The sequence below is a fragment of the Sutcliffiella halmapala genome (assembly GCF_050107295.1).
Lineage (GTDB): Bacteria > Bacillota > Bacilli > Bacillales > Bacillaceae_I > Sutcliffiella_A > Sutcliffiella_A halmapala_A.
Map to the genome: position 1 here is coordinate 18954 of NZ_JBNIKR010000016.1, position 20502 is coordinate 39455.

At 42.5% G+C, this 20502-nt stretch carries 21 protein-coding genes and 1 other annotated feature; all 21 genes read left to right on the forward strand.

Annotated elements, in window-relative coordinates; translation table 11 throughout:
• Positions 1-62: 62 nt before the first annotated feature.
• The 21 genes from rplA to rpmC all read left to right on the forward strand — a co-directional run bounded on the left by rplA (position 63) and on the right by rpmC (position 20483).
• Entirely contained in the window at positions 63-767 is a 705-nt protein-coding gene (gene rplA, locus ACQCT5_RS20635; protein WP_499644751.1) for a 50S ribosomal protein L1, read from the forward strand.
• Between the two features lie 48 nt (positions 768-815).
• Positions 816-960: a sequence feature (ribosomal protein L10 leader region), on the forward strand.
• A 42-nt stretch (positions 961-1002) separates the two neighbouring features.
• Positions 1003-1503, forward strand: a complete 501-nt coding sequence (rplJ, locus tag ACQCT5_RS20640; RefSeq protein WP_499644753.1) for a 50S ribosomal protein L10 — start codon at positions 1003-1005, stop codon at positions 1501-1503.
• Positions 1504-1567: 64 nt separating this feature from the next.
• Entirely contained in the window at positions 1568-1927 is a 360-nt protein-coding gene (gene rplL / locus ACQCT5_RS20645; protein ID WP_386645286.1) for a 50S ribosomal protein L7/L12, read from the forward strand.
• A gap of 139 nt (positions 1928-2066) precedes the next feature.
• Positions 2067-2672 (forward strand): class I SAM-dependent methyltransferase, encoded by a 606-nt coding sequence (locus tag ACQCT5_RS20650; RefSeq protein ID WP_499644755.1) that lies wholly within the window; start codon positions 2067-2069, stop codon positions 2670-2672.
• Positions 2673-2921: 249 nt separating this feature from the next.
• Positions 2922-6476, forward strand: a complete 3555-nt coding sequence (rpoB, locus tag ACQCT5_RS20655) for a DNA-directed RNA polymerase subunit beta (RefSeq protein WP_499644757.1) — start codon at positions 2922-2924, stop codon at positions 6474-6476.
• Positions 6477-6542: 66 nt separating this feature from the next.
• Positions 6543-10139 (forward strand): DNA-directed RNA polymerase subunit beta', encoded by a 3597-nt coding sequence (gene rpoC / locus ACQCT5_RS20660; RefSeq protein ID WP_417898359.1) that lies wholly within the window; start codon positions 6543-6545, stop codon positions 10137-10139.
• A 125-nt stretch (positions 10140-10264) separates the two neighbouring features.
• The gene (locus ACQCT5_RS20665; protein ID WP_204420033.1) at positions 10265-10513 is read left to right on the forward strand and encodes a 50S ribosomal protein L7ae-like protein; all 249 of its coding nucleotides are present in this window, start codon (positions 10265-10267) and stop codon (positions 10511-10513) included.
• Between the two features lie 102 nt (positions 10514-10615).
• Positions 10616-11038, forward strand: coding sequence for a 30S ribosomal protein S12 (gene rpsL, locus ACQCT5_RS20670; RefSeq protein WP_010191479.1), 423 nt, complete (start codon positions 10616-10618; stop codon positions 11036-11038).
• Positions 11039-11087: 49 nt separating this feature from the next.
• Positions 11088-11558: a 30S ribosomal protein S7 gene (gene rpsG, locus ACQCT5_RS20675; protein WP_010191480.1), complete on the forward strand. Its 471-nt coding sequence runs from the start codon at positions 11088-11090 to the stop codon at positions 11556-11558.
• A 92-nt stretch (positions 11559-11650) separates the two neighbouring features.
• Entirely contained in the window at positions 11651-13729 is a 2079-nt protein-coding gene (gene fusA, locus ACQCT5_RS20680) for an elongation factor G (RefSeq protein WP_499644760.1), read from the forward strand.
• A 116-nt stretch (positions 13730-13845) separates the two neighbouring features.
• Positions 13846-15036: an elongation factor Tu gene (gene tuf / locus ACQCT5_RS20685; RefSeq protein WP_386645268.1), complete on the forward strand. Its 1191-nt coding sequence runs from the start codon at positions 13846-13848 to the stop codon at positions 15034-15036.
• Between the two features lie 685 nt (positions 15037-15721).
• A complete protein-coding gene (gene rpsJ, locus ACQCT5_RS20690; RefSeq protein ID WP_010191483.1) occupies positions 15722-16030 on the forward strand; it encodes a 30S ribosomal protein S10 in 309 nt (102 codons plus the stop codon).
• 35 nt (positions 16031-16065) lie between these two features.
• The gene (rplC, locus tag ACQCT5_RS20695; RefSeq protein WP_417898357.1) at positions 16066-16695 is read left to right on the forward strand and encodes a 50S ribosomal protein L3; all 630 of its coding nucleotides are present in this window, start codon (positions 16066-16068) and stop codon (positions 16693-16695) included.
• A 25-nt stretch (positions 16696-16720) separates the two neighbouring features.
• Entirely contained in the window at positions 16721-17344 is a 624-nt protein-coding gene (rplD, locus tag ACQCT5_RS20700) for a 50S ribosomal protein L4 (protein WP_386645255.1), read from the forward strand.
• Positions 17344-17631: a 50S ribosomal protein L23 gene (rplW, locus tag ACQCT5_RS20705; RefSeq protein ID WP_224841274.1), complete on the forward strand. Its 288-nt coding sequence runs from the start codon at positions 17344-17346 to the stop codon at positions 17629-17631. The genes rplD and rplW overlap by 1 nt, the downstream gene beginning before the upstream one ends.
• A 37-nt stretch (positions 17632-17668) precedes the next feature.
• Positions 17669-18499 (forward strand): 50S ribosomal protein L2, encoded by an 831-nt coding sequence (gene rplB / locus ACQCT5_RS20710; protein WP_204420085.1) that lies wholly within the window; start codon positions 17669-17671, stop codon positions 18497-18499.
• Between the two features lie 57 nt (positions 18500-18556).
• The gene (gene rpsS / locus ACQCT5_RS20715) at positions 18557-18835 is read left to right on the forward strand and encodes a 30S ribosomal protein S19 (RefSeq protein WP_204420020.1); all 279 of its coding nucleotides are present in this window, start codon (positions 18557-18559) and stop codon (positions 18833-18835) included.
• 19 nt (positions 18836-18854) lie between these two features.
• Entirely contained in the window at positions 18855-19196 is a 342-nt protein-coding gene (gene rplV, locus ACQCT5_RS20720; RefSeq protein ID WP_204420018.1) for a 50S ribosomal protein L22, read from the forward strand.
• 3 nt (positions 19197-19199) lie between these two features.
• Entirely contained in the window at positions 19200-19856 is a 657-nt protein-coding gene (gene rpsC / locus ACQCT5_RS20725) for a 30S ribosomal protein S3 (RefSeq protein WP_499644765.1), read from the forward strand.
• 2 nt (positions 19857-19858) lie between these two features.
• Complete coding sequence (rplP, locus tag ACQCT5_RS20730; protein WP_204420014.1) at positions 19859-20293, forward strand: 50S ribosomal protein L16; 435 nt, start codon at positions 19859-19861, stop codon at positions 20291-20293.
• On the forward strand, positions 20283-20483 hold the full coding sequence (gene rpmC, locus ACQCT5_RS20735; protein ID WP_010191499.1) for a 50S ribosomal protein L29: 201 nt from the start codon (positions 20283-20285) through the stop codon (positions 20481-20483). Before rplP ends, rpmC begins: the two co-directional genes overlap by 11 nt.
• Positions 20484-20502: the final 19 nt, after the last annotated feature.

Sequence of the window (20502 nt, forward strand, 5' to 3'; positions counted from 1 at the left end):
AATCCGCAACCTTTATTCGTGGGAGGTTATTCCGCTAAAACCACACAAGGAGGACATTTAAAATGGCTAAAAGAGGCAAAAAATACATCGAAGCTGCGAAACTTGTAGACCGTCAAACGGCTTACTCTGTAAACGAAGCTATCGAATTAGTTAAGAAAACAAATACTGCGAAGTTCGACGCTACTGTGGAAGTTGCATTCCGTCTTGGTGTTGACCCTCGTAAAAACGACCAACAAATCCGTGGAGCAGTAGTTCTTCCTCACGGAACTGGTAAAACTCAAAAGGTTTTAGTATTTGCTAAAGGCGAGAAAGCGAAAGAAGCGGAAGCTGCTGGAGCTGACTACGTTGGAGATGCAGATATGATTCAAAAGATCAGCCAAGGCTGGTTCGACTTTGATGTTATCGTAGCTACTCCTGACATGATGGGTGAAGTTGGTAAACTTGGTCGCGTATTAGGACCTAAAGGTTTAATGCCAAACCCTAAAACTGGTACTGTAACATTTGATGTAACGAAAGCTGTTAACGAAATCAAAGCTGGTAAAGTTGAATACCGCCTTGATAAATCCGGTAACATCCACGTTCCAATCGGTAAAATCTCTTTTGAAGATAACAAACTTGTTGAGAACTTCGGTACTATCTTTGAAACTTTACTAAAAGCTAAACCTGCTGCTGCAAAAGGTACATTCATGAAGAACGTAGCCGTTACTTCTACAATGGGCCCTGGCGTAAAAGTTGATACTTCAACTGTTGCAGCTGTAAAAAACTAACATATTGACATAAGTTAACTACGCGGTTATAATAATCGTTGTGTTTATAAAATGATATTGTTTGTACCGTAGACAGTAGGTGCTCATCAGAGCTTAATTCCCTACCGAGGTGTAGATTTTACGATAAAAGGCTTTATGCTTTTAAACTAAAATTTCTGCCTCCATGTTACGTGGAGGCATTCTTTATGTACACCGGTCGGTATGAGTAGTAACCAACTATATAGGAGGTGTAACGATGAGCAAAGCAGTTGAAATGAAGAAGGAAATTGTTGGAGAAATCGCTGATAAGTTCAAAGGATCTGTTTCTACAATCGTAGTTGACTACCGTGGACTTAACGTATCAGAAGTAACAGAACTTCGTAAACAACTTCGTGAAGCAGGTGTTGAGTTCAAGGTTTACAAAAACTCTTTAACTCGCCGTGCGGCAGAAGCAGCTGAGATCACTGGACTTAACGAAGCACTTACAGGACCTAACGCTATCGCATTCTCTACTGAAGATGTTGTAGCTCCTGCTAAAATTTTGAATGACTTCGCTAAAAAGCATGAAGCATTGGAAATCAAAGCTGGTGTAATCGAAGGAAACGTAGCTACAGTGGAAGAAGTGAAAGCTCTTGCTGAACTTCCATCCCGCGAAGGTCTACTTTCTATGTTGCTTAGCGTTCTTCAAGCTCCAATCCGCAACTTGGCTCTTGTTACAAAAGCAGTTGCAGAGCAAAAAGAAGAGCAAGGCGCTTAATTTTCATCTAGCAAGTTAAGTAAGAAAACAAAAAACCCATATATTATTAAGGAGGAAAATAACAATGACACACGAACAAATCATTGAAGCGGTTAAGAATATGACTGTTTTAGAATTAAACGACCTAGTAAAAGCAATCGAAGAAGAATTTGGTGTAACTGCTGCTGCTCCTGTAGCTGCTGCTGGTGTAGCTGCTGAAGCTGCTGCTGAGCAAACTGAATTCGACGTAATCCTAGCTAGCGCTGGTGGACAAAAAATCAAGGTTATCAAAGTAGTTCGCGAACTTACTGGTCTTGGTTTGAAAGAAGCTAAAGAATTAGTTGACAACGCTCCTAAAGCTCTTAAAGAAGGTATTGCTAAAGAAGAAGCTGAAGAAGTTAAAGCTAAACTTGAAGAAGTTGGAGCTTCTGTAGAAGTTAAGTAATTACAGGCTCTTAGAAAGCTCGCTACCCGTTAGCGAGCTTTTTTTAAACTATTGAATCTTCAAAAGATAGGTAGTTTGCTTACTGTTTTTTTCAAATGTACTAAATTTATCAAAGCTACTTGGAGCAAGGAGAATGATTATGGCTGCAGATCATTATTTTACTAACAAACCGTCCGTGGAAAGCAACAGACAACATTGGGATTTCGAACTGAAAGGCCATAAGCTTTCCTTTATTACGGATGCTGGTGTCTTTTCAAAAAAAGAAGTGGACTTCGGGTCGAGAATTCTGATTGAAGCTTTTGCGGAACCTGAAATTCCAGGAAACATCCTGGATGTCGGATGCGGTTATGGCCCGATCGGCCTTTCGCTTGCCAAGACTTTTCCTGACCGACAAGTAGATATGATAGATATCAATGAGAGAGCTGTCGATCTGGCAAACGAAAATGCCGGAAAAAACGGTATCGAAAATGTGAATATCTTTTCTAGCAACATATATGAAAAGGTAACTTCTGCTGATTATGCAGCAATCCTTTCCAACCCGCCAATTCGCGCGGGAAAAAAAGTGGTGCATGAAATTTTGGAGAAAGCATTCGAGCATTTGGCTGCAGGCGGCGAGCTGTGGATCGTCATCCAAAAAAAGCAAGGTGCGCCATCGGCAATGGAGAAGCTGGAGTCATTATTTGAAGAAGTAGAAGTGGTTTTGAAGAAAAAAGGCTACTATATTATTAAATCGAAAAAAGGTTGACGTAGTATTTTAGTTGTGGTAGCATTGTTTAATGCCAATATGTATTTTTTTGAGCTATAATAATTTTATGTCAATTGCATGTATAAAATTAGTATGCTTGGAAAAGATAGTAAAATCAATAGAGCGAATGTAAAAAAATGTGGTTTTCTGTATTGAAACCATTTTTCTTTTTTAACATGGTAGTTTTCTGCTGTGTTGAAAAATTTTTTTGTTTGGCTTTAATAACGCTTGATACGAGGGGTGAATGAGTTGACAGGTCAACTAGTTCAATATGGACGACACCGCCAACGCAGAAGTTATGCTCGCATTAGTGAAGTATTAGAATTACCAAATCTAATAGAAATTCAAACCTCTTCTTATCAATGGTTCCTTGATGAGGGTTTGAGAGAAATGTTTCATGATATTTCTCCTATTGAGGACTTCACTGGAAATCTATCGTTAGAATTCATCGACTATAGCTTAGGGGAACCTAAATATTCCGTTGAAGAATCAAAGGAAAGAGATGTTACATACTCAGCTCCTTTACGTGTGAAGGTTCGTCTCATTAACAAAGAAACTGGTGAAGTTAAAGACCAGGATGTATTTATGGGTGATTTTCCGTTAATGACGGATACAGGAACATTCGTTATTAATGGAGCAGAACGTGTTATTGTATCACAATTGGTACGTTCTCCAAGTGTGTATTACAGCGGAAAAGTAGATAAAAATGGTAAAAAAGGCTTTTCGGCTACTGTGATTCCAAACCGTGGTGCATGGTTAGAGTATGAAACGGATGCAAAAGATGTTGTATATGTTCGTATTGATCGTACTCGTAAACTACCAGTAACGGTTCTTTTGCGTGCTCTTGGATTCGGATCCGACCAGGAAATCATTGATCTTCTGGGCGAAAACGAGTACCTGCGCAATACTTTAGATAAGGATAACACAGAAAGTAGCGAAAAGGCATTACTAGAAATATACGAGCGTCTACGCCCTGGTGAACCACCAACGGTTGAAAACGCAAAAAGCTTATTGGAATCTAGATTCTTCGACCCTAAACGCTATGATTTAGCAAGTGTTGGAAGATACAAGATTAATAAAAAGCTTCATATTAAGAACAGACTATTCAACCAGCGTATTGCTGAAACGCTAGTGGACCCTGAAACAGGGGAAATTATCGTTGAAAAGGGTACACTGTTAGATCGTAGAACATTAGATCGCATTCTACCTAACATTGAAGACGGTATCGGTCTGACTTCCTTCCACCCAGCAGGTGTTGTGGATGCCGAAGTACCAATGCAGTCTATTAAGATATATGCGCCAAACGATGCAGAAGGCGAAAAAGAAATCCTGGTATTAGGAAATGGCTTTATTGAAGAAAAAGTAAAGCATATTGCTCCGGCAGACATTATCGCTTCTATCAGTTATTTCTTCAACCTTTTACATGGTGTCGGTGACACTGACGATATCGACCATTTAGGTAACCGTCGTTTGCGTTCTGTTGGAGAGCTTCTTCAAAATCAGTTCCGCATCGGTTTATCAAGAATGGAACGTGTAGTTCGTGAAAGAATGTCCATCCAGGACACAAACACGATTACGCCTCAACAGCTGATCAATATCCGTCCTGTTATCGCATCCATTAAAGAATTCTTTGGTAGCTCACAGCTTTCTCAGTTCATGGATCAAACCAATCCATTGGCCGAGTTAACACATAAACGTAGATTATCCGCGCTTGGACCTGGTGGTTTAACGCGTGAGCGTGCCGGCTTTGAAGTGCGTGACGTTCACTACTCCCACTATGGGCGTATGTGTCCGATCGAGACTCCAGAGGGGCCAAACATCGGATTAATCAACTCCCTTTCTTCTTTTGCAAAAGTAAATAAGTTTGGATTCATTGAAACTCCTTACCGCAGGGTCGACCCTGAAAGTGGTAGAGTAACAAACCAAATTGATTACTTGACAGCAGATGAAGAGGACAACTATGTTGTTGCCCAAGCGAATGCTCGCTTAGGGGAAGATGGAACATTCCTGGATCAAAATGTTGTTGCCCGTTTCCGCGGGGAGAACACCGTTGTTATCAGCGAAAGAATCGACTATATGGATGTATCTCCAAAACAGGTTGTTTCCGCTGCGACAGCGTGTATTCCTTTCTTGGAGAATGATGACTCCAACCGTGCGCTTATGGGAGCGAACATGCAACGTCAAGCTGTACCATTAATGCAACCGGAATCACCGATTGTTGGTACAGGTATGGAGCACGTATCTGCAAGAGACTCAGGTGCAGCAGTAATCTGTAGATACCCTGGTGTTGTAGAACGTGTAGAAGCCCGTGAAGTATGGGTTCGCCGTATGGAAGAAGTAGATGGACAGCAGGTTAAAGGAAACCTTGATAAGTACAGAATGCAAAAATTCATTCGTTCCAACCAAGGTACTTGCTATAACCAACGTCCAATCGTTTCTGTTGGCGACCAAGTTACAAAAGGTGAAATCCTTGCGGATGGTCCTTCCATGGAAAAAGGTGAGCTAGCGCTTGGCCGTAACGTAATGGTAGGGTTCATGACGTGGGATGGTTATAACTACGAGGATGCAATCATCATGAGTGAGCGTCTGGTTAAAGACGATGTTTACACTTCCATTCATATTGAAGAATATGAGTCAGAAGCACGTGACACTAAGCTTGGACCAGAAGAAATCACTCGCGATATTCCAAACGTAGGGGAAGAAGCCCTGAAGAACTTGGATGATCGTGGAATCATCAGAGTAGGTGCGGAAGTGAAAGATGGAGATCTTCTTGTAGGGAAAGTAACGCCTAAGGGTGTAACGGAACTTACGGCGGAAGAACGTCTATTGCACGCAATCTTCGGAGAGAAAGCAAGGGAAGTACGCGATACATCACTGAGAGTTCCTCACGGTGGCGGCGGTATTGTCCTTGATGTAAAAGTTTTTAACCGTGAAGACGGAGACGAACTGCCACCAGGCGTTAACCAGCTTGTTCGTGCTTACATCGTTCAGAAGCGTAAAATTTCTGAAGGTGATAAAATGGCCGGACGACATGGTAACAAAGGGGTAATCTCCCGTATCTTGCCGGAAGAAGATATGCCTTACTTGCCGGATGGTACACCAATTGATATCATGCTAAACCCACTAGGGGTTCCTTCTCGTATGAATATCGGTCAGGTATTGGAGCTTCACTTGGGTATGGCAGCCAGAACACTAGGTATCCACGTTGCTTCCGCCGTATTTGATGGCGCGCGTGAAGAAGATGTTTGGAGCACTTTAGAAGAGGCTGGCATGGCAAGAGATGCAAAAACTGTCCTTTATGACGGAAGAACCGGTGAGCCGTTTGATAACCGTGTGTCTGTCGGGATCATGTACATGATCAAACTTGCCCACATGGTTGACGATAAGCTGCATGCCCGTTCAACTGGTCCTTACTCTCTTGTTACACAGCAGCCACTTGGCGGTAAAGCGCAATTTGGTGGACAGCGTTTCGGAGAGATGGAAGTATGGGCACTTGAGGCTTATGGTGCCGCTTATACACTTCAAGAAATCTTGACTGTTAAATCAGATGACGTGGTAGGACGTGTGAAAACGTACGAAGCGATTGTAAAAGGTGAAAACGTTCCTGAACCTGGCGTTCCTGAATCTTTCAAAGTACTTATCAAAGAACTTCAAAGTTTGGGAATGGATGTTAAAATCCTATCCGGCGATGAGAAAGAGATCGAAATGAGAGACATGGAAGATGAAGAAGAGCAATCTTCAGAAGGAATTTCATTAGATTCAGAGCAAGTAGAAGAAGTAAAAGAAACTGTCGCTAAAGACTAATGACCAACAGGACTTTAAAGATAAGCATTTGGGTAGAACCTGTAGATTATAAGGGAGGTAGGCCCCTTGCTAGATGTTAACAATTTTGAGTATATGAAGATAGGCCTAGCTTCTCCGGATAAGATCAGATCTTGGTCTTTCGGAGAAGTGAAGAAGCCTGAAACAATCAACTATCGTACATTAAAGCCGGAAAAAGATGGGCTATTCTGCGAACGTATCTTCGGTCCGACAAAGGACTGGGAATGTCACTGTGGTAAATACAAACGCGTCCGTTACAAGGGCGTTGTCTGTGACCGCTGTGGAGTGGAAGTAACAAGAGCGAAGGTTCGTCGTGAACGCATGGGCCACATCGAACTAGCTGCTCCTGTATCTCATATCTGGTATTTCAAAGGTATTCCAAGCCGTATGGGACTTGTTCTTGACATGTCCCCGCGTGCATTAGAAGAAGTAATCTACTTTGCGTCCTATGTAGTAACGGAAACGGGAGATACTCCTTTAGAGAAGAAACAGCTTCTTTCCGAAAAAGAGTTCCGCGCTTACCGTGAAAAATATGGCCAGACTTTCCAAGCATCCATGGGTGCAGAAGCGATCAAAAAGCTTCTTCATGACATCGATCTTGAAAAAGATGTAGAATCCTTGAAAGAGGAACTTAAAACTGCTCAAGGCCAACGCCGTACAAGAGCAATCAAGCGTTTGGAAGTATTGGAATCCTTTAGGGGATCCGGAAATGAGCCATCGTGGATGATCCTTGATGTTCTTCCGGTCATTCCTCCTGAATTACGTCCAATGGTTCAGTTGGATGGTGGTCGTTTCGCTACTTCCGACTTGAACGATCTTTACCGTCGTGTCATCAACCGCAACAACCGTTTAAAACGTTTGTTGGACCTTGGTGCTCCTAGCATCATCGTTCAAAACGAAAAACGTATGTTGCAAGAAGCTGTTGATGCATTAATAGATAATGGCCGTCGCGGCCGTCCTGTAACGGGTCCTGGTAACAGACCGTTGAAATCTCTTTCTCATATGCTGAAAGGGAAACAAGGACGTTTCCGTCAGAACTTGCTTGGTAAACGTGTTGACTATTCTGGTCGTTCCGTTATCGTAGTAGGGCCTAACTTGAAAATGTACCAATGTGGTTTACCAAAAGAAATGGCGCTTGAGCTATTCAAACCATTCGTAATGAAAGAGCTTGTTGAACGTGGCCTTGCGCATAACATCAAGAGTGCGAAACGCAAGATCGAACGTGTACAGCCAGAGGTTTGGGACGTATTGGAATCTGTCATCAGAGAGCATCCGGTATTACTGAACCGCGCACCAACCCTTCACAGACTAGGTATTCAAGCATTTGAACCTACACTTGTGGAAGGTCGTGCAATCCGTCTTCATCCACTAGTATGTACTGCATACAATGCGGACTTTGACGGTGACCAAATGGCGGTTCACGTTCCACTTTCTGCTGAAGCTCAGGCTGAGGCACGCATCCTTATGCTTGCTGCCCAGAACATCCTTAACCCTAAGGATGGAAAGCCTGTAGTTACTCCTTCACAGGATATGGTACTTGGTAACTACTACTTAACATTAGAGCGTGAAAATGCAGTTGGAGAAGGAATGGTATTCAAGGATACAAACGAAGCGTTGATCGCTTATGCAAATGGCTATGTTCACTTGCATACTCGTGTTGCGGTTCATGCAGGATCCCTGGATAACGAAACCTTCACACCTGAACAAAAACAGAAGCTTCTTATTACAACTGTCGGGAAAATGATCTTCAATGAGATTTTACCGCCATCTTTCCCTTACATCAACGAACCGACAAAGCATAATCTTGAGGTTAACACTCCGGACAAATACTTTGTTGAAAAGGGCGCGAATGTAAAAGAAGCGATTCAACAACAAGAGCTTATCGATCCATTTAAGAAGAAAATCCTAGGGAATATCATCGCTGAAGTGTTCAAGCGTTTCAAAATCACAGAAACGTCCAAAATGCTTGATCGCATGAAAAACCTTGGATTCAGATACTCTACCAAGGCCGGTATTACGGTTGGTGTAGCTGACATCGTGGTTCTTAAAGAGAAAGAAGAAATCTTGGTTGAAGCACAAACGAAAGTAGATACAGTTCTTAAACAGTTCCGCCGCGGACTTATCACAGAAGAAGAGCGCTATGATCGCGTAATTTCCATCTGGAGTGCTGCGAAGGATGTTATACAGAACAAGCTGATGCAATCCTTGCCACGATTGAATCACATCTTCATGATGAGTGATTCAGGAGCCCGTGGTAACGCATCTAACTTTACACAATTGGCAGGTATGCGTGGACTGATGGCCAACCCGTCTGGACGTATCATCGAACTTCCGATCAAATCAAGTTTCCGTGAAGGTCTGACGGTATTGGAATACTTTATCTCCACACATGGTGCGCGTAAAGGTCTTGCCGATACAGCACTGAAAACTGCCGATTCCGGTTACCTGACTCGTCGTCTGGTTGACGTTGCACAAGATGTTATCGTCCGCGAGATCGATTGTGGAACAGATCGTGGGTTACACATATCTTCTCTAAAAGATGGTACAGAGGTAGTAGAAAAGTTAGAAGAGCGTCTAATCGGTCGTTATGCTAGAAAAGCTGTCAAACATCCGGAAACTGGTGAAGTTCTTGTAGCGAAAAACGATTTGATTACAGAGGATATCGCAACCGTCATCGTGGAAGCAGGCGTGGAAGATGTTACAATCCGCTCTGTATTCACATGTGATACTCGCCATGGTGTATGTAAGAAATGTTACGGCCGCAATCTGGCAACTGGTTTAGAGGTAGAAGTGGGAGAAGCTGTAGGAATTATCGCTGCCCAATCTATCGGTGAGCCTGGAACTCAGTTAACGATGCGTACTTTCCATACAGGTGGGGTTGCAGGAGACGATATTACACAAGGTTTACCGCGTATCCAGGAGATATTCGAAGCGCGTAATCCGAAAGGTCAAGCGGTCATCTCTGAAATTGATGGTGTTGTTACTGCCATCAACGAAGGAAAAGATCGTCAGCAAGAAATCACTGTACAAGGTGAAGTGGAAACGAGAAACTACACAGTACCATATACTGCCCGCCTAAAGGTTGGGGTTAATGCCGAAGTGCTTCGTGGACAGGAACTTACAGAAGGTTCCATTGATCCGAAAGAGCTACTGAAGGTAAAAGATATGGTTTCTGTACAGGAGTATCTACTGCTTGAAGTTCAAAAAGTATACCGTATGCAAGGGGTAGAAATTGGAGATAAACACGTTGAGGTTATGGTACGTCAAATGCTGCGTAAAGTACGTGTCATTGACGCTGGTGATACGGATGTACTGCCAGGAACCCTGCTTGATGTCCACCAATTCACCGATGCAAATGAACGTGTGCTGATTGAAGGAAAAACACCTGCTACTGGTCGTCCGGTCCTACTGGGTATTACCAAGGCATCTCTTGAAACCGATTCATTCTTGTCTGCTGCATCTTTCCAAGAAACAACAAGAGTCTTAACAGACGCTGCAATCAAAGGAAAGCGCGATGAGCTACTAGGATTGAAAGAGAATGTTATCATCGGTAAACTAGTTCCAGCTGGTACTGGTATGAACCGTTACCGTAAATTCGATCTGACAAAAGAAGTCGGCAAAGAAGAACCTGTAACGGTAGAATAAATGGGAGATTGTCGGGGCAACCCGACAATCTTTTCAATGTTATTCAAGAAACGGGTTGACATCTAAAAACAGAGATGGTACTATAGCAAAGGTGCTTATATAACCTGTTGCTTTGGAGGATATCAATGTCTTATGAAAAAGTGATACAGGCAAACACCTTCATTGTTGGTACTAAACAAACAGTGAAGGCGCTGAAATCCGGAACAGTAAAAGAGGTTGTCATTGCGGAAGATGCCGATGTGATAGTAACACAGAAGGTTGTCCAGACTGCAAAGGAACACAATATTCCAATCGTGAAGGTTGACTCGATGAAAAAACTCGGGAAGGCTTGCGGGATTGAAGTAGGTGCCTCGGCTGTTGCGATCATTCAATAAAAACTGTTTTTGTGAGTATAGATTCGCAAAGACTTTGTTTTTTGCCTTAAAATGAACCACCTGGATATGTGGTCTTAAAACATGAGGAAGGAGGAAAAATAAATGCCTACTATTAACCAGTTAGTACGTAAAGGTCGTACAAGCAAAGTTGTAAAGTCTAAATCTCCAGCTTTAAACAAAGGTTATAACAGTTTCAAGAAGGCGCAGACTGATGTGTCTTCACCTCAAAAACGTGGTGTATGTACTCGTGTTGGTACAATGACTCCGAAGAAACCGAACTCCGCATTGCGTAAATATGCACGTGTTCGTTTAACAAACCAAATTGAGGTAACTGCTTATATCCCTGGTATCGGTCACAACCTACAAGAGCATAGCGTAGTTTTAATCCGTGGCGGTCGTGTAAAAGACTTACCGGGAGTACGTTATCACATCGTACGTGGAGCACTTGACACTGCGGGAGTTAACAACCGTATGCAAGGTCGTTCTAAGTACGGAACTAAGAGACCAAAAGCGCCTAAGAAATAATAGAATACGAATTGCTTAACATTAAGTTATGCGAAAGGAGGATATTAATATGCCACGTAAAGGCCCTGTTGCAAAAAGAGACGTATTACCAGATCCGTTATATAACTCCAAGTTAGTAACTCGTCTTGTAAACAAATTAATGATCGATGGTAAGAGAGGAAAATCTCAAGCTATCATCTATAATGCATTCAAACTAGTTGGTGAGCGTTCCGGACAAGAACCTATGGAAGTGTTCGAACAAGCGATGAAAAACATCATGCCTGTTCTTGAAGTTAGAGCACGTCGTGTAGGTGGAGCGAACTATCAAGTACCTGTAGAGGTGCGCCCAGATCGTCGTACTACTCTTGGACTACGTTACCTAGTTAACTACTCTCGTCTTCGTGGAGAGAAAACTATGGAAGAGCGTTTAGCTAACGAAATCCTAGATGCTGCAAACAACACTGGAGCATCAGTTAAAAAGCGTGAAGATATGCACAAAATGGCAGAAGCGAACAAAGCGTTTGCTCACTACCGTTGGTAAAATCACATATTATCTAGAGCTGTTAAGACAAGTACTTAACAGCTTTAGGTATAAACAACAAAATCTCGATACTTAGGAAGGAGAAATACCATATGGCAAGAGAGTTCTCCTTAGATAAGACACGTAATATCGGTATCATGGCCCACATTGATGCTGGTAAAACAACTACAACTGAGCGTGTTTTGTTCTACACAGGACGTATTCACAAAATCGGTGAAACTCATGAGGGTGCATCTCAAATGGACTGGATGGAGCAGGAGCAAGAGCGTGGAATCACGATCACATCTGCTGCGACAACAGCTCAATGGAAAGGCCACCGCGTAAATATTATCGATACACCTGGACACGTAGACTTCACAGTTGAAGTAGAACGTTCCCTTCGTGTACTTGATGGTGCGGTAGCAGTTCTTGACGCACAATCCGGTGTTGAGCCTCAAACAGAAACAGTTTGGCGCCAAGCGACAACTTATGGTGTACCACGTATCGTGTTCGTTAACAAAATGGACAAGATTGGTGCAGACTTCTTATATTCTGTAGGTACAATCCATGACCGCCTTCAAGCTAACGCTCATCCAATTCAACTTCCAATCGGAGCTGAAGATGAGTTTGAAGGTATCATCGACCTTGTAGAAATGGTTGCTTACTTCTACGAAGACGATTTAGGTACTCGTTCCGAAGCAAAAGAAATCCCAGCTGAGTACAAAGACCAAGCAGACGAGTATCGTCAACGCTTAGTTGAAGCAGTAGCAGAATTAGATGAAGAATTAATGATGAAGTACTTAGAAGGAGAAGAGCTTACAACTGAAGAGTTAAAAGCGACTATCCGTAGAGGTACTTGTGACGTTGAATTCTATCCAGTAATCTGTGGTTCTGCTTTCAAAAACAAAGGTGTTCAATTAATGCTTGATGCTGTAATTGACTACCTACCAGCTCCAACGGACGTTCCAGCAATCAAAGGAACTTTACCGGATTCCGATGAAGAGGTAACTCTTGAATCTTCCGATAATGGCCCATTTGCTGCTTTAGCGTTCAAAGTTATGACTGACCCTTATGTTGGGAAGCTAACGTTCTTCCGTGTGTACTCAGGTTCACTGAATTCCGGATCTTACGTAATCAACTCTACTAAAGGTAAGCGTGAGCGTGTTGGACGTATCCTGCAAATGCACGCAAACAGCCGTGAAGAGATTCCAGTTGTATATGCTGGAGACATCGCTGCTGCGGTTGGATTAAAGGACACTACTACTGGTGACACGTTATGTGACGATAAGCACCAAGTAATCCTTGAGTCCATGGAGTTCCCAGAGCCAGTTATCCAATTATCCGTTGAGCCTAAATCCAAGGCTGACCAAGATAAGATGACTACTGCGCTTCAAAAACTTCAAGAGGAAGATCCTACTTTCCGTGCACATACAGACCAGGAAACTGGACAAACAATCATCGCAGGTATGGGTGAGCTTCACCTTGATATCCTGGTTGATCGTATGAGACGTGAATTCAAAGTAGAAGCAAACGTTGGTGCTCCTCAAGTAGCGTACCGTGAAACGTTCCGTGGATCTGCAAGAGTTGAGGGTAAATTTGCTCGTCAATCCGGTGGTCGCGGTCAATTCGGACACGTTTGGATCGAGTTTGAACCAAACGAAGAAGGAAAAGGCTTCGAATTTGAAAACAAAATCGTAGGTGGAGTAGTTCCTCGTGAATACGTACCTGCTGTTCAAGCTGGTCTTGAAGATTCCATGAAAAACGGAGTACTTGCTGGTTACCCTCTAATCGATGTTAAAGCTGCATTGGTTGACGGTTCTTACCATGATGTTGACTCCTCTGAGATGGCGTTTAAAGTAGCTGCTTCCCTAGCTCTTAAAAACGCAGTATCAAAATGTAGCCCTGTAATTCTTGAGCCGGTTATGAGAGTGGAAGTTGTAACTCCGGAAGAATACATGGGAGACATCATGGGTGGTATCACTTCCCGTCGTGGACGCGTTGAAGGTATGGAAGCTCGCGGTAACGCTCAAGTTGTTCGCGCAATGGTTCCACTATCTGAAATGTTCGGTTATGCAACATCCCTACGTTCTAACACACAAGGACGTGGAGTGTTCACAATGCATTTCGATCACTACGAAGAAGTACCAAAATCGATTTCTGAAGAAATCATCAAAAAAAATAAAGGTGAATAATTGATTTTCACCTGATTCTGTTTTATAAATAGTATGTAGGTTAATAAGTGGCCATCACTTGTTAATGTCTCATATAAAAATAAAAAAACTTATGAAACTCTAAGGAGGATATTCTAATGGGTAAAGAGAAATTCGATAGATCCAAAACGCATGCTAATATCGGTACAATCGGACACGTTGACCATGGTAAAACAACTTTAACAGCTGCAATCACAACTGTACTTGCAAAGCGCAGTGGTAAAGGTGCTGCAATGGCTTATGACATGATCGACGCGGCTCCAGAAGAAAGAGAGCGTGGAATCACTATTTCTACAGCTCACGTTGAGTACGAAACTGAAAACCGTCACTATGCACACGTTGACTGCCCAGGACATGCTGACTATGTTAAAAACATGATCACTGGTGCTGCTCAAATGGACGGCGGAATCCTAGTAGTATCTGCTGCTGATGGTCCAATGCCACAAACTCGTGAGCACATCCTTCTTTCTCGTCAAGTTGGTGTACCTCACCTAGTTGTATTCTTAAACAAATGTGACATGGTTGACGACGAAGAATTACTAGAATTAGTTGAAATGGAAGTTCGTGACCTTCTTTCTGAGTACGATTTCCCTGGAGACGATGTTCCTGTAATCAAAGGTTCTGCTCTTAAAGCTCTTGAAGGAGACGCTGAGTGGGAAGAAAGAATCGTTGAGCTTATGGCTGCAGTTGATGAGTACATCCCAACACCAGCTCGTGACACTGAAAAGCCATTCATGATGCCAGTTGAGGACGTGTTCTCTATCACTGGACGTGGAACAGTTGCTACTGGACGTGTTGAGCGTGGACAAGTTAAAGTTGGTGACACTATCGCGATCATCGGTTTAACTGAAGAGCCTAAATCTACTACTGTAACTGGAGTAGAAATGTTCCGTAAGCTTCTTGACTATGCTGAAGCTGGAGACAACATCGGTGCACTTCTTCGTGGGGTTGCTCGTGACGACATCCAACGTGGACAAGTATTAGCTAAGCCTGGTACTATCACTCCACACACAAAATTCAAAGCTGAAGTTTACGTACTATCAAAAGAAGAGGGTGGACGTCACACTCCATTCTTCACAAACTACCGTCCGCAGTTCTACTTCCGTACAACTGACGTAACTGGTATTTGTAACCTACCTGAAGGCGTAGAAATGGTTATGCCTGGCGACAACATCGAAATGACTGTTGAACTTATCGCTCCAATCGCTATCGAAGAAGGAACTAAGTTCTCTATTCGTGAAGGTGGACGTACAGTAGGCGCTGGCGTAGTTGCTACTATCCAAGAGTAATTCTTGATCTGAATAGATCTTATAAGAACCGGTATCCCAATGGGGTGCCGGTTTTTTTATGTATGTAAGTAAAACAAAAGATCCGTGCAGCTGAACTTTTGATTTCTAAGCAATGCAATGGGCACTACCTTTTCAGAACCTCAATATTGAAAGTGAATGTATTATCAGCCTTTATAGAGACACTTAATGAATTATCACTCTCCCCTTGTTGATTGAAGTGCAAGTGGCGAGACTCCTGCGGAAGCAGCGCGTCGAGGAGGCTCCCGAGACCGCCCGCGGAAAGCGAGCCACTGGAACGGAAATCAACAGGGGTCTTTAAATGAAACGCAAAATATTGCATCGAAAAGGGACGAAAAATACGACTTTCCTCTATATAAATAAACCCAATGAATCGATGATGTATAACGACCATCCATACTGGAAAAAACTGAAATGAATAATTCTTACAGTCCATGTTGCAATAAGCACAACTTCTCGTTATAATATGAAAAGTGCTCAGAGATTTTATTTGAAATATAGTTGCATTGTCTATTAGTTAGTTGTATAATAGGTAATGTTGGTCTTTGACTGCGATGATGTGAAAGGTTGCTGGCACACCCGGCCGCTTTGCCATGGCGAGTGTGACAGGTTAATTTTCACGGAGAATGTCTATCAATAATATAGGCGAAAAAAGGAGGGAAAAATAATGGCAAAAGAAAAGATTCGCATTCGTTTAAAAGCTTATGATCACAGAATTCTAGATCAATCTTCTGAGAAGATCGTTGAAACTGCAAAACGTTCAGGTGCTACTGTTTCTGGTCCTATTCCGTTACCGACGGAAAGATCTGTATACACTATCTTACGTGCGGTACACAAATATAAAGATTCTCGTGAGCAATTCGAAATGCGCACTCATAAGCGCTTAATCGATATCATTAACCCAACACCACAAACGGTTGATAGCTTAATGCGTTTAGATCTTCCATCTGGTGTGGACATCGAAATCAAGCTTTAATCAATAAATACTTAATTATTCAGGAGGTGTGACTAATGACCAAAGGAATCTTAGGAAAAAAGATAGGTATGACTCAAGTTTTTGCTGCAAACGGCGATCTTATCCCTGTAACAGTAATCGAAGCTACTCCAAACGTAGTGCTTCAAGTTAAAACTGTCGAAACAGACGGTTATGAAGCAGTTCAAATCGGTTTTGCTGACAAGCGTGATAAATTAGCGAACAAGCCTGAAAAAGGACATGTTGCTAAAGCTAACACAGCACCTAAGCGCTTCATTCGTGAAATCAATGGAGTAGACTTAGGAACTTACGAAGTTGGTCAGGAAGTCAAAGTTGATATTTTCGCAGAAGGCGATGTAGTAGATGTAACAGGAATCTCAAAGGGTAAAGGTTTCCAAGGCTCAATCAAGCGCCACGGACAATCTCGCGGCCCAATGACTCACGGTTCTCGTTATCACCGTCGTCCTGGTTCTATGGGACCTGTTGCTCCAAACCGTGTATTCAAAGGTAAACTATTACCTGGACGTATGGGTGGAGAGCGCATTACTATCCAGAACCTTGAGATCGTGAAAGTAGACACAGAGCGTAACCTATTATTAGTAAAAGGTAACGTACCTGGTCCTAAAAAAGCGTTAATCACAATTAAAAGTGCGGTAAAAGCAAACTAATTGTTTAGGAAAGGAGGAACTACAAATGCCTAAAGTAGCATTATACAATCAAACTGGCGCGAGTGTCGGTGAAATTGAATTAGCAGATGCTGTGTTCGGTATTGAGCCAAACAACAGCGTATTGTTCGATGCGATCGTTATGCAAAGAGCATCTCAACGTCAAGGTAATGCAAAAGTAAAAGGACGCTCTGAAGTAGCAGGTGGTGGACGCAAGCCATGGCGCCAAAAAGGTACCGGCCGTGCCCGTCAAGGATCTATCCGCTCTCCACAATGGCGTGGTGGTGGTATCGTATTCGGTCCTACACCAAGAAGCTACAGCTACAAACTTCCTAAGAAAGTTCGTCGCTTAGCTATCAAATCTGCATTATCTTCCAAAGTGTTGGAAAATGAATTGTTAGTATTAGAAGGATTAGCTTTTGATGCACCAAAAACAAAAGAAATGACTTCTGTACTAAAAGGTTTAGAAATCACTCGTAAAGCGTTAATCGTAACAGCTGACGACAGCGAAAACGTTGCTTTATCTGCACGTAATATCCCTGGAGTAACTGTTGTTACTGTAAGTGGTGTGAACGTATTAGACGTTGTAAACCATGACAAAGTAATCTTTACGAAAGACGCTGTTCAAAAATTAGAGGAGGTGCTTGCATAATGAGAGATCATCGTGATGTTCTTAAGCGCCCCGTGATTACTGAGCGTTCTACTGATTTAATGACAGAAAAGAAATACACTTTTGAAGTGGATGTTAGAGCTAACAAGACTGAAGTTAAAGATGCTGTTGAAGCGATCTTTGGCGTAACTGTCGAGAAAGTAAACATCATGAACTACAAAGGTAAATTCCGTCGTGTAGGTCGTCACAGCGGATTAACTAACCGTCGTAGAAAAGCTATTGTAACATTAAAAGAAAATAGCAAAGAAATCGAATTCTTCGAGGTTTAATAAAAAATAAAATCATCAACGAAAAGGAGGGAACATGATGGCGATTAAAAAATACAAACCAACCTCTAATGGACGTCGTGGCATGACAGTTTCTGATTTTGCTGAGATCACTACAGACAAACCAGAAAAAAGCTTGCTACAACCGTTACACAGAAAAGGTGGTCGTAATAACCAAGGTAAATTGACTGTACGTCACCAAGGTGGTGGACACAAACGTCAATACCGCGTCATCGACTTCAAACGTGATAAAGATGGTATACCAGGACGCGTTGCTACAATTGAGTATGATCCAAACCGTTCCGCCAATATCGCGTTAATCAACTATGCAGATGGGGAAAAGCGCTACATTCTAGCTCCTAAGAACTTAGAAGTGGGAATGACAGTAATGTCTGGCCCTGAAGCTGATATCAAAGTGGGTAATGCACTACCACTAATCAACATCCCAGTAGGTACTGTAATCCACAACATCGAATTAAAACCAGGTAAAGGTGGACAATTAGTTCGCTCTGCAGGTACTTCTGCACAAGTACTTGGTAAAGAAGGAAAATACGTACTTGTACGTTTAACTTCCGGTGAAACTCGCATGATTCTTTCCACTTGCCGCGCTTCTGTAGGTCAAGTTGGTAATGAACAGCACGAACTTATCAACATTGGTAAAGCAGGACGTTCTCGTTGGATGGGTATTCGCCCAACTGTACGTGGTTCTGTAATGAACCCTAACGATCACCCACACGGTGGTGGTGAAGGACGTTCACCAATCGGACGTAAGTCACCTATGACTCCTTGGGGTAAACCAACTCTTGGTTACAAAACTCGCAAGAAGAAAAACAAGTCTGACAAATTTATCGTTCGTCGTCGTAAAAAATAACGGGGTTGTACTACGGTTCATAAGGGCCGTAGAGCAATCACGAAGGGAGGTTTCCACATGGGTCGCAGCTTGAAAAAAGGGCCTTTTGTAGATGATCATTTAATGACAAAGATTGAAAAGTTAAATGAAACTGAGGGTAAACAAGTCGTAAAAACTTGGTCTCGTCGTTCTACTATTTTCCCACAATTTATCGGACATACAATCGCTGTGTATGATGGCCGTAAACACGTACCAGTATATGTGACAGAAGACATGGTAGGTCACAAGCTTGGAGAATTCGCTCCATCTCGTACTTACAAAGGTCACGCAAATGATGATAAGAAAACAAAACGCTAATTAGAGAGGAGGCTTTTACATGCAAGCTAAAGCTGTTGCAAGAACAGTTCGTATTGCTCCTCGTAAAGCTCGTCTAGTTATGGATTTAATTCGAGGCAAGCAAGTAGGCGAAGCAGTAGCTATTTTGAAGTTAACTCCAAAGGCTGCTTCACCAGTAATCGAAAAAGTTCTCAAGTCCGCTATTGCTAACGCAGAGCACAATTTTGAAATGGACGCTAACGCCCTAATCGTTACTGAGGCATACGTGAATGAAGGACCAACTTTAAAACGTTTCCGCCCTCGTGCAATGGGTCGTGCGAGTCAAATAAACAAACGCACTAGCCACATTACAATCGTGGTATCAGAAAAGAAGGAGGGATAATCAGTGGGTCAAAAGGTAAATCCTATCGGTCTTCGTGTTGGTATCATTCGTGACTGGGAGTCCAAATGGTACGCAGGAAAAGATTATGCTAACCTGCTTCATGAAGATATCAAAGTTCGTGAATATATCACAAAACGTCTGAATGACGCTTCTGTATCTAAAGTAGAAATCGAACGTGCTGCAAACCGCTTGAACGTAACTGTTCACACTGCTAAACCAGGAATGGTTATCGGTAAAGGTGGTACTGAAGTTGAAGCACTTCGTAAAGCGTTGAACCAACTTACTGGTAAACGTGTACACATCAATATCCTTGAAATTAAGAGAGCTGATCTTGACGCTAAGTTAGTAGCTGAAAACATCGCTCGTCAATTAGAAAACCGTGTATCTTTCCGTCGTGCTCAAAAGCAATCACTTCAACGTGCAATGCGCGCTGGTGCGAAAGGTATTAAAACAATGGTATCTGGTCGCCTAGGCGGAGCAGACATCGCTCGTTCTGAACATTATAGTGAGGGTACAGTTCCACTTCATACTCTTCGCGCTGATATTGACTATGGTACAGCAGAAGCTGATACAACTTACGGTAAATTAGGTGTGAAAGTATGGATCTACCGTGGAGAGGTCCTTCCTACGAAGAAGAAAACTGAGGAAGGAGGAAAATAATTATGTTATTACCAAAACGCGTAAAATATCGCCGCGAACATCGTGGAAAAATGCGTGGTAAAGCGAAAGGCGGTACTGAGGTACACTTCGGAGAGTTCGGATTACAATCTCTAGAAGCATCTTGGATCACTAACCGTCAAATCGAAGCAGCACGTCGTGCGATGACTCGTTATATGAAACGTGGCGGTAAAGTTTGGATTAAAATTTTCCCTTCAAAACCATACACTGCAAAGCCTCTAGAGGTCCGAATGGGTTCCGGTAAAGGTGCTCCAGAAGGATGGGTAGCAGTTGTTAAACCTGGAAAGGTTATGTTTGAAATTTCAGGTGTATCTGAGGAAATTGCACGTGAAGCATTACGTTTAGCTGCGCACAAGCTACCAGTTAAATGTAAGTTCGTTAAACGTGAAGAAATTGGTGGTGAAACTAATGAAAGCTAATGAACTACGCGACTTAACCACTGCCGAGATTGAACAAAAAGTGAAATCTTTAAAAGAAGAGTTATTCAACCTACGCTTTCAATTAGCGACTGGTCAATTAGAAAACACTGCTCGTATTCGCGAAGTGCGTAAGTCAATCGCTCGTATGAAAACAGTAGTTCGCGAGAGAGAGATCGCTTCTAACAAATAATTAAGAGGAGGTTCGCGAA